Genomic DNA, 10416 nt, shown 5'->3' on the forward strand with positions numbered 1-10416 from the left:
GCCGCTCTCCAGACCGCTCTATCCGCCGATTTGTTCGGCCGTCACTTCTTGACGGCGAATACCCAGACGACGCCGCCTTGCGGCACGTTGTTCTCGACACCCACGTTATTCTGCGTCGCCAGCGCGTCCTGGATGCGTTGTGCATCCACGCCCCAACCGGACTGCACGGCGATATATTGCGTGCCGTCGACCTCATAGGCGATCGGCATGCCCACGATGCCGGAGTTGGTCTTCTGCTCCCACAACTTCTCGCCCGTCTTGGCGTGGTAGGCACGGAACATGCGGTCGTTGGTGCCGCCAACGAAAACGAGGTCACCCGCCGTCGCAGTCACCGAGCCGAACAATTGCGATTTGGGGAAATTCTGCTGCCAGACCTTTTTCCCGGTGGCCGGATCCCACGCCTGCAGTTCGCCAAAATGATCAGCGCCGGGGCGAACCTTCAGGCCGATGTCCTCGGGCTTGGTGCCGAGCCAAAGCTGGCCCGCAACCAGCGGCACTTTCTCGCCGGTGAAGCCGCCGCAGAAATTCTCGTTGGCGGGCACGTAGACCAGGCCGGTCTTCTGGCTATAGGCCGCCGACGGCCAATCCTTGCCGCCCCACAGTGACGGACAGAACTCGACCCGCTTGCCAATCACCGGCTTGTGCGCGGGATCGACGATCGGCCTGCCGGTCTCCGGCTCGATTCCTTTCCAGACGTCGGTGTGAACAAAGGGCCAGCCGCTGACGTAGTTGATCTTGTCCGCCTTGCGCTCGAGCACCCAGAAGATCGCGTTGCGGCCGGGATGAATCAGGCTCTTGATGGTGCGACCGTCCTTTTGCAGGTCGACCAGCATCGGCGCCTCGACCTCGTCCCAGTCCCATGAATCGTTCTGATGGTACTGGAAGTATGTCTTTATCCTTCCGTTCTCGGGGGCGAGCGCGAGCACCGAGGTTGAGTAGAGATTGTCGCCGGGATGAGTATTGCCCGGCCAGGGTGCGGCATTGCCGGTGCCCCAATAGATGGTCTTGGTTTCGATGTCGTAGTTGCCGGTCATCCAGGCCGGCGCGCCGCCCGATTTCCAGTCGTCACCGGTCCAGGTTTCGTGCCCGGGCTCGCCTGGACCCGGAATCGTAAAGGTGCGCCACAGTTCCTTGCCGTTCTCGGCATCGTACGCGACAACATATCCGCGCACGCCGAATTCACCACCGGAACCGCCGACGATCACCTTGCCGTCGACGATCAGCGGCATCAGCGTCAGGTACTGACCCTTCTTGTAGTCCTGAACCTTGGTGTCCCACAGCACCTTGCCGGTCTTGGCGTCGAGCGCGACGACGTGATCGTCGGTGGTCGCGAGATACAACTTGTCCTGCCACAATCCGACGCCGCGGTTGGTCGGATGCAATTGAAAGAGATCGTCGGGAAGCTGGCGCTTGTATCGCCAGTACTCGTCGCCAGTCTTGGCATTGAGCGCGATCACCTGCCCCGCAGGCGTCGCGACGAACATCACGCCACAGTTGACGATCGGCGGCGCCTCATGGCCTTCGACCACACCGGTCGAGAAGGTCCATACCGGCGTGAGGTCCTTGACGTTCGAGGTGTTGATCTGGTCGAGCGGGCTGTAGCCCTGCCCGTCATAAGTCCTGCGATACAGCATCCAGTTGCCGGGTTCGGGTTTTTCGAGGCGGGCCGACGTCACCGGGCTGTAATTCTCGATCGGTCCAGCGCCGGCGGCGGCTGAGACAAGGCACGTGAATGCGACAGAGCTCGACAATAACCATTGTTTCGCGGTCATGAGACGCAACCTCCCTGTTTTGTTTTTTTTCATTCATTCCATGGTCGTGCGAAAACCCGATGCGGCTTCATCCCCGCGTTAGGTACCTACCTTTCCGATGAATGTTGCAGTGACGGTGAGGGCACCATCGGAGATCGCCAGCGGAAGCGCCGCCAGTCGCCGCGGCGCCGGCCCGAACAGGACTTTTGCGCTTTCCCGCGGATCATATTCGGAGTTGTGGCAGGCACATTTGAACACGAGCTTGTCGCCCGAGGCCTGTTTCACCCAGCCGGTGACGGGGCATCCCGTGTGCGAACAGATCAGCGAATAGGCGACGATGCCGTCGGCGCTGCGTGATCGCGTGTCGTCGTCCAGCTCGGCTGGATCGAGCCTGACCACCAAAAGCTCGTTCAACCGCGAGCCCTTGCGGATCACGGCGGTCTTGGGGTCCTTTGGCCAGGCGCGCACGGGAGGCCCGCCGAGCTTCAAATCCTCGGGCTTGATGACCTCGCCCGCGCGGTCCCCTTCCGAGAAAACGAGCGTGTCGGCTTTTTGCGGCCGCAGATTGCTGCCGGGCTGATCATCCTCCGCAACGGAGGGCTCTGGAGCAGCAAGACAGGCGCAAGTCGCAAGCGCCGTCAGCAACATCGCGCGCCGCGTCGGATCGGAACATGAAACCGCGCCATCGTGTTCGACGATGTCGTCGATGGGAACCGCGGCGCTGGGGTTGGATTCCGACATGACGCAAGCTGAGCGTGCAACTCAGCCAAAAAAATGGCGAGCGTCCAACTTGCCAGCGTTGCTGCTACGCGAAAAATCACCTTGCATTCTGAAGTTGAGTTCGACGAGCGGCCGTTGATCGCTCCGCTCAGGGCTCGCTCACGAACTTCAGCTGCCCTGCAGGTTTCAGCGTCTTTGCATCAAATGTGCGGATTTCAGTTACGCCGCCGATATCGAGGGTCACGACCAGCCGGTCGCCGGCGACGCCGGTGGAGACGATACGGGCGCCTTTCGGCAGCGTCGCCGTGGTATCTGATATCGCTGCGGGGCTTCCCTCGCTGCGATAAAGACGATAGCCGATGGCGGTCAGGACGATGGCGACGGCGAGCGCCGAGGTCAGGCCTGCGATCAGCATCATCCGCCGCACCCGCGCAAACAGCGCGGCCTGTTCGGGGGTCGGTTCGGGCGCAACGGTTTCAGTCATGCAAAGGCTCTTCTTTGGAACAAGTCACGTCTTCGAATAACGGCGAGAGGCTGGAGGTCACGGTCGGCGGCGACGAAGGATCGCCCCGGCTCGACCGTGTGCTCGCGGTGCTTCGCCCCGAACTGTCGCGGTCCCGCCTGAAGGCGTTGATCCTCGCCGGTTCCGTCACCGCCAAGGGCACCCCCATTCGCGACCCCGCTTATCATGTTGCCAAAGGCGATACGATCACAATCGACGTCCCGGAGGCCACCCCGCCCGAGCCAAAGGGCGAGGATATCGCGCTCGATATCGTGTTCGAGGATGAGGACATTATCGTCATCGACAAGCCAAAGGGCCTGGTCGTGCATCCCGCTGCCGGCCATGAAACCGGCACGCTCGTCAACGCGCTGATTGCCCATTGCGGCGCAAGCCTTTCCGGCATCGGCGGCGTCCGCCGCCCGGGCATCGTGCACCGGCTCGACAAAGACACGACGGGGTTGATGGTCGTCGCCAAAAACGACCGCGCGCACCAATCACTCACGGCGCAATTCGCCGACCATGGCCGTACCGGCCCAATGCGGCGCGGCTATATGGCCTTTATCTGGGGCGTGCCGAACCGCCAGCGCGGCACGGTCAATGCGCCGATCGACCGGCATCCCTTTGCCCGCGAGAAAATGGCGGTCCGCGACAGCGGCCGTGAAGCGGTTACTCATTGGGAGTTGCAGGCGGCCTTCAATGGTCGGGACGGCAAACCGGTCGCCTCACTGCTGGCCTGCCAACTCGAGACCGGACGGACCCATCAGATCCGGGTGCATCTTTCCCATATCGGCCACCCCCTGATGGGCGACGCGGTCTATGGCCCGCACTTCAAGACCAAGGCCGGCCAGCTCCGGCCTGGAGGTCAGACGGCCTTGGCCGCCCTCGGCCGGCAGGCCCTGCACGCCTACCTGCTTACCTTGGAGCATCCCCGGACCGGAGAGCTTTTGCACTGGGAAGCGGCTTTGCCGGAGGATTTGCTTCTCTTGAAAGGCGCCCTCGAAGCGGCGCTATGACGCAGCCGATCCAGAAAAGCGTTGCTATGACAACAGGTTATAGCTGGCACACGGGGACGTGACGTCAGCAATCCTTCCCTATTGGCCCCCATTTGGTGTATGTTGCACCTGCGTTGAATATCCAACGCGGAACATCGCAGCCCGGCTGGCTTTAACACAGCGGCCGTCTGCCGGGCCCGCCGCTATCGGGGGCCTGAACCACTGGAGGGCGCTAAATGGCCCGTACAGCTACGTTACCGGTTCTCAATGGAGAATCCGGTCTTTCCCGGTACCTCGCCGAGATCCGCAAATTTCCGATGCTGGAACCCCAGCAGGAATACATGTTCGCCAAGCGTTGGCGTGAACATGACGATCGCGACGCGGCACATCACCTTGTCACCAGCCATCTCCGGCTCGTCGCCAAGATCGCCATGGGCTATCGCGGCTACGGCCTGCCTATTTCCGAGGTCGTCTCGGAAGGCAATGTCGGCCTGATGCAGGCGGTCAAGCGGTTCGAACCCGAAAAGGGCTTCCGACTCGCTACCTACGCCATGTGGTGGATCAAGGCGTCAATACAAGAGTACATTCTGCGTTCCTGGTCGCTCGTGAAAATGGGCACCACCGCGAACCAGAAGAAGCTGTTCTTCAACCTGCGCAAGGCGAAGAGCAAGATCTCCGCGCTGGACGAAGGCGATCTCCGCCCCGATCAGGTGGCGATCATTGCCAAGCGCCTCGGCGTGACGAATCAGGACGTGATCGACATGAACCGCCGCCTCGGTGGCGACGCGTCGCTCAACGCTCCGATCCGCGACGACGGTGAAGCCGGCGAATGGCAGGACTGGCTGGTCGATAACTCGCCCAACCAGGAAGCCATCATGGCTGAACACGAGGAGTTCGATCATCGCCGGCAGGCGCTGAACGGCGCCATCGGTGTGCTCAACCCGCGCGAACGCCGCATCTTCGAGGCGCGGCGTCTGGCGGAAGAGCCGATGACGCTGGAAGACCTCGCCGCCGAATTCGGCGTGTCGCGCGAGCGCGTGCGACAGATCGAGGTCCGTGCTTTCGAGAAGGTGCAGTCGGCCGTCAAGGGCACGATTGCCCGGCAGGAAGCCGCCGTGCTCGAAGCCGCGCACTAATTTCGCGGCCAAGACAATGAACGACGAAAGCCGGCGGCAACGCCGGCTTTTTTGTTTTGGGGGGTGCTGGTTCTACACCTCCGCTGTCGTCCCCGCGAAGGCGGGGACCCATACGCCGCAGCCGATGTGAGAGGGGCAGTGTTAGTTGCCTTTCTTACCACGTCGCATCAATGAATATTTGTGGCTATGGGTCCCCGATGTGCAATTGCACATCTGAGCTTAAGGCCGGGACGACGAACTCACTAATACGCCGCAGATAATCCTCGATACTGACTGGTGGACTGGTTCAACGTGCTCCGGCAGCGCGCCGAGACTGAGAGCTTATTCGCCCCACTCCCGCGCCAGCTTTGCAAGCTCGCAGCCTTCGCAATACCGGGCGTCCTTGAAGTCGATCCAGTTATGCGCATAGACCCGCGTCAGCGGGATGCCGTAACGCGTGCGCAGTACCTTGACCAGGATGCGCCACGCCGCCACCTGCGCCTCGGTGGGGCCGCGCGTCACGTCGGGAAAATTGCCGGCGAATTCCACGCCGACCGAATTGTTGCCGACCACCTGACGAAAGGTCGGACCGTTGTCGATGTATTTGTTGTCGTTGCGGTTGCCGCCGTCGCCGTGGGTCGGCACCAGATTTTCCGGCACCGCCCAGTACACGGTGCCGTCGGTTTCGACCCAGACCATGACGCCGCGCCGCGTCGGATTTTTGAATTGCGCCTGCGCACCGCCGCGGGCCGAGCCGGCCGGGCCTTCGGTCTGGTGCACGATGATGTTGCGCCAGGGATGCGCCTTTGCAAGGTCGCCCCATGGCGCCAGCCAGACCATCTTCAACCCCGGAATCTCGGGCGTGCCGGACGATCGCGCGATGGTGGCGAGGTCGGGCGTTTGGGCAGCAGCGGGAAGAGCGAACGCGATGGCGCAGAGCGCAATCGCAAGGCGGCGGAGCTTCATACGCTAAGGATCCAATGACGATCCCTTGAGTAACATGGTTCAGGCGCGCTTGCGCAAGCTCGCATCCGCCAGCACGGATATTTCGATCCCGGGCGCCAGCGGCGGCGCGGGCTCGTAGGTCGCAAAGCAGTTTCGGCCGCCCTTCTTGGCGTCGTAGAGCGCGTGGTCGGCGGCCGCAATCAGACGGTCGGGGAACGCCCCCATCTCCCGGGTCCACTGTGCGACGCCGATCGAGACCGAGATCGGAATATCCTTGCCCATGCATTGCTCGGCATCGGCGCGGCATACTTCCAGTACCCGGCGCGCGATCATCGCGCCCTCGCGCAAGGTCGAGGACGGCAGCACGATGCAGAACTCGTCGCCGCCCGACCGCGCCAGCATGTCGCCGGGGCGCAGGCGGGTTTGCGCCATCAGGGTGAAATGCTGCAGGCAGGCGTCGCCGGCGGCGTGACCGTAGGTGTCGTTGATGCCCTTGAAGCCGTCGAGGTCGATCACCAGCAGCGCGAACGGCTGGTTGCTGCGCTCCGAGCGGGCGCATTCCTCGGTCAGGCGCTGCACCAAATGGCGGCGGTTGCCGACGCCGGTGAGGTCGTCGAGCAGCGCCAGATCGGCGACTTCGCTGCGCAGATGGTCCATCGCCATCAGCAGGAAGCCGAAATTCAGCGCCATCGACAGGAACACCATCACCAGGATCATACCCGACTGCACCGGGCTGAAATGCATGTAGTTGACATTGCCGACGATGCCGCCGACCAGCCGGACTCCATAGATGGCGATGATGAGGCTGGCGACGATGGCAGCCAGCCGCGCACCCGGATTGACGCGGCCCTGATGCGGGGTCAGCAGCAATTTGATGCTCAGCGCCAGCGGAAGAACCTGGGCGATGGTGAAGATGGTGATGCGCGCCGGCGCGCTGTCATAGGCGAACATGAAAAAGGAAAGGCCGGCGAAGCTCAGCCCCATGACCAGCCAGGTGGCGCGCCACGACACCGGCTTTTCGAAGAATTTCTGAACGCCCATCGCGGCGAGGCAGAGCGCGAGAATCATCGCGGTGCCCGCGATGAGCAGCGGCCAGAGTGCGTCGGTCATGACGCGCAGCATCGCCACGGCCGCGCCTGCCGCCGCCACGAACGAGGAGCCGGTCCAGTATCGCGCGGCATAGAACGACGGATAGCTGCGGATCACGTAGGCCCAGATCAGACCCAGCGCGAGAAAATTGATGACGAACACCGTCCACAGCGTCGGAACGCTCAGCATCGCCTGTCCGGGACGTTTGCGGCCCCGTCTCCCCTGTTAGATCGCCCCATCAGATCGCTCAAGGCTTGCACCTCCGCGGGCGTTTCCCCGATCGACAATCCCCGTTGTCTTACGGACAAGGTGCGCCCTTCTCGCTTAACGGACTCTCACCGTCGCCGGGTAATCAATACCGTGGTTTTAAATTGATGAAGAGCGCGCGCGTTGGGGCATCGTTAAGCATGATGCGCGCCGCGCGATCGGTGTTGCGAACGGCATTTCGGCGGAAAAGCACATCAAAATGCATAACACCTGTGGATAACGTGATGACGGCGACGTGACAGCACGCGGCAGCGCGCCGCGAATCTGTTGCAATTGCAATCGAGGATGTTGCGAGGTTGGCCCTCCGCCAAGCATGCCTCGGAGTCGCGTTTCAATCCATTAAAACCTTGAGAGGATTTACTATGGCTAAGAAAGCGAAGAAGGCGAAAAAGGTGAAGAAGGCGAAGAAGGCCAAGAAGTCGAAGAAGTGAATTTTGGCCCGGGTGGGGCGCTCAGTTCCGCCCGGGCTTCCACCTTCGAGGCCCCACTTTCAAAGCTCGACTTTCAAGGCTCTACTTACGTTCAAGGCTTCCACTTTCAAGCCTCCCAATTGCAAAACCATTCGATTTCGAAAGCAGCGGGCCTCGGGCCCGCTTTTTGTTTCCGGGGTCATCGCCCGGCTTGACCGGGCGATCCAGTACACACCGACAGACCTTGAGTCCTGGATGCCCCGGTCAAGCCGGGGCATGACGAAAACATCTATCTCTCCGCAAACGCCAGCTTCGCGCCGAGCGCGGCAAATCCCGCCGCAAAGCTGCGGCGCAGCCAGGCCATCACCCTCGGCCGGGTGATGACGCGGTCGCGGACGCCGGCTGCGAACAGGCCGTAGAGCGCGAACACCGCAAACGTCATCGCCATGAAGACCCCGCTCAATTCCAGCATCCGCGCCAAGGGATAGGCCTCGTCCACCGCGATGAACTGCGGCAGGAAGGCGAGGAAAAAGATCGAGAGCTTTGGGTTGAGGATGTTGATCAGGACCGCCGTGACGATCACCCGCCGGCTCGATCGCCCCGGCGCCGGCCGGGCGTCGATGGCAAGCACACCGGTTTCGCGCAGCGCCTGCCAGGCCATGAAGAGCAGATAGACCACGCCGCACCATTTCAACACCGCGAACGCCAAAGCGCTGGTATGCAGCACGGCCGCAAGCCCGAGCATCGCCGCCAGCATCTGCGGCAGGATCCCGAGCGTGCAGCCGAACGCGGCGGCGATCGAGGCGCGGCCGCCTTGCGTCAGCGCCACCGCCAGCGTGTAGAGCACGCCGGTGCCGGGGGATGCGACCACGATCAGCGTGGTGAGCAGGAAGGATAGTGTCATGGACCGGCCCCATCGGCTGCGAGCATGGCCGGCCATATCATGGCGCGGCCGGTCGCGGAAGCAGCGCAGCCGCACCGCTGGGATCACGAAGCCGTGCTGGCTACCGGGTCAAGCCCGGCCATGACAGATGATGGGTCGATGGCCACTACGCCTCGCCCATCCGGCTCCAGGCGATCGACATCCTTTCCGCCTCGCGGATCACATCCAGCGGCGCCCAGGGCTTCGCCCAGAATCTGGCGCCATCCGGCAGCTGCTGCCGCAGCGGTTTGCCTGAGGTCACGATCACATCGATGTCCGGATTGAATTTCTTGGCGACATGCGCGAGCTCCACGCCGTTCTTGTGGCCGGCGAGCTGGACGTCGGTCATCATCAGGACGAGGCTCGCCCCCGCCTCCTCCAGCACCAGTTCGGCGGCCTCCGCGCTTTCGCACTCGATCACGTCCATGTCGCTTTCTTCCAGCAACAGGCAGATCATTTCGCGCTGCATCGGATCGTCTTCGACAACGAGTGCGGTCGCACGAAAGGGTTTTGATTGTCCCATGAGTCGCCCTCCTGAATGGGTATTCATCAACCTAACGGGGGTTAAAGCCGAAAATCGCTTTATGTTCGGTTCCAATTTGCGAAAGATGCGGGAACCCGCGCCGCAATGCGCGCCTGCCTGTTTTCTCATCTGTCGGAGCTGACCTCGCATGACTGCCATCAATGGATCGGCCGCCGCCGTGACCGGCGCGGCCAGCGGCATCGGCCGCGCCCTGGCGCTTGAACTGGCCGCGCGCGGCTGCGATCTGGCGCTCGCCGACCGCGACGAGGCCGGACTGCAGCAGGTCGCCGCCGAGATCGCAAAAGCGCACCAGCGCAAGGTCTCGACGCACCGCGTCGATGTCGGCGAGCCGGGCCAAATCGCGGAATTCGCTGAAGCCGCCAGCGCCGCGCATCCCAGGCTGAACATCGTGATCAACAATGCCGGCGTCGCATTGCTCGGCCAGTTCAGCGAGATCGAGCAGGCGCAGATGGACTGGCTGTTCAACATCAATTTCTGGGGCACGGTGCACGGCACGCGCGCGTTCCTGCCGATTCTGGCGAAGCAGCGCGAGGCGCATATCGTCAATCTCTCCTCGATCTTCGGCATCATCGCGCCGCCCGGCCAGACCGCCTATTGCGCGGCGAAATTCGCGGTGCGCGGCTTTTCGGAAAGCCTGCGGCATGAGCTCGCGATGGCGAACAGTTCAGTGCGATTGTCGGTGGTGCATCCCGGCGGCGTCGCCACCAGCATCGTACGCAATTCCCGCACCGGCACCGGCGTCACCGACAACGCCCGCCGCGCCCAATCGATCGACCGCTTCGATGCGGTGGCGAAGACGACGCCGCCGGCGGCGGCACAGCGCATCATCCTCGGCATCGAGAAAAACCAGCCGCGGATTCTGATCGGCAACGACGCGTGGTACATGGATTTGCTGCAGCGATTTCGTCCGGCGACGTATTGGGCGGTGCTGGCGAAGCGGCTGGAGAAGGCTGTCAGTGCGGGGAAGGTTTCGTAGCGCCATACATTCGGTGTCGTCCCGGCGAAGGCCGGGACCCATACGCCGCGGCAGGTGTTGTTGCTCAAGGTCTCTAACGCCAGCGCTCTCGCCGAGAGGCCGCGGCGTATGGGTCGTAAGTCTCGGTGCCTCGATTAAGATGGGGCGATCGAGGCGGGCGTTGCGGGGTTTATGGGAGGTCGT

General features: G+C 62.8%; 10 protein-coding genes. 3 read left to right on the top strand and 7 right to left on the bottom strand.

The window, feature by feature from the left end:
- Nucleotides 1–41: 41 nt before the first annotated feature.
- The 3 genes from JQ611_RS33885 to JQ611_RS33895 all read right to left on the bottom strand — a co-directional run bounded on the left by JQ611_RS33885 (nucleotide 42) and on the right by JQ611_RS33895 (nucleotide 2955).
- Nucleotides 42–1772 (bottom strand): methanol/ethanol family PQQ-dependent dehydrogenase, encoded by a 1731-nt coding sequence (locus JQ611_RS33885; protein WP_212467907.1) that lies wholly within the window; start codon nucleotides 1770–1772, stop codon nucleotides 42–44.
- A 78-nt stretch (nucleotides 1773–1850) separates the two neighbouring features.
- Nucleotides 1851–2492 carry a ubiquinol-cytochrome c reductase iron-sulfur subunit gene (locus JQ611_RS33890; protein ID WP_212263085.1) on the bottom strand — a complete coding sequence of 214 codons (642 nt, stop codon included), beginning with the start codon at nucleotides 2490–2492 and terminating at the stop codon, nucleotides 1851–1853.
- A 127-nt stretch (nucleotides 2493–2619) separates the two neighbouring features.
- Entirely contained in the window at nucleotides 2620–2955 is a 336-nt protein-coding gene (locus JQ611_RS33895) for a hypothetical protein (protein WP_212263086.1), read from the bottom strand.
- A gap of 50 nt (nucleotides 2956–3005) precedes the next feature.
- Here JQ611_RS33895 and JQ611_RS33900 point away from each other — a divergent pair, with 50 nt between their 5' ends.
- Complete coding sequence (locus JQ611_RS33900) at nucleotides 3006–3986, top strand: RluA family pseudouridine synthase (protein ID WP_212263244.1); 981 nt, start codon at nucleotides 3006–3008, stop codon at nucleotides 3984–3986.
- 215 nt (nucleotides 3987–4201) lie between these two features.
- Nucleotides 4202–5101, top strand: a complete 900-nt coding sequence (rpoH, locus tag JQ611_RS33905; RefSeq protein WP_192736706.1) for an RNA polymerase sigma factor RpoH — start codon at nucleotides 4202–4204, stop codon at nucleotides 5099–5101.
- Between the two features lie 321 nt (nucleotides 5102–5422).
- Here the strand turns inward: rpoH and JQ611_RS33910 are convergent, their stop codons facing one another.
- From JQ611_RS33910 to JQ611_RS33925, 4 genes are all read right to left on the bottom strand, one after another.
- Complete coding sequence (locus tag JQ611_RS33910; RefSeq protein WP_212467908.1) at nucleotides 5423–6046, bottom strand: peptidoglycan recognition family protein; 624 nt, start codon at nucleotides 6044–6046, stop codon at nucleotides 5423–5425.
- A gap of 39 nt (nucleotides 6047–6085) precedes the next feature.
- Nucleotides 6086–7303, bottom strand: a complete 1218-nt coding sequence (locus JQ611_RS33915; RefSeq protein WP_212467909.1) for a GGDEF domain-containing protein — start codon at nucleotides 7301–7303, stop codon at nucleotides 6086–6088.
- Between the two features lie 777 nt (nucleotides 7304–8080).
- Entirely contained in the window at nucleotides 8081–8695 is a 615-nt protein-coding gene (locus tag JQ611_RS33920) for a LysE family translocator (protein WP_212467910.1), read from the bottom strand.
- Nucleotides 8696–8840: 145 nt separating this feature from the next.
- Complete coding sequence (locus tag JQ611_RS33925; RefSeq protein WP_212467911.1) at nucleotides 8841–9236, bottom strand: response regulator; 396 nt, start codon at nucleotides 9234–9236, stop codon at nucleotides 8841–8843.
- A 148-nt stretch (nucleotides 9237–9384) separates the two neighbouring features.
- On the opposite strand from JQ611_RS33925, the gene JQ611_RS33930 reads away from it, so the two are divergent.
- On the top strand, nucleotides 9385–10233 hold the full coding sequence (locus tag JQ611_RS33930) for an SDR family oxidoreductase (protein ID WP_212467912.1): 849 nt from the start codon (nucleotides 9385–9387) through the stop codon (nucleotides 10231–10233).
- Nucleotides 10234–10416 lie beyond the last annotated feature (183 nt).

The organism is Bradyrhizobium sp. AUGA SZCCT0182, from assembly GCF_018130185.1.
Taxonomy (GTDB): Bacteria; Pseudomonadota; Alphaproteobacteria; order Rhizobiales; family Xanthobacteraceae; genus Bradyrhizobium.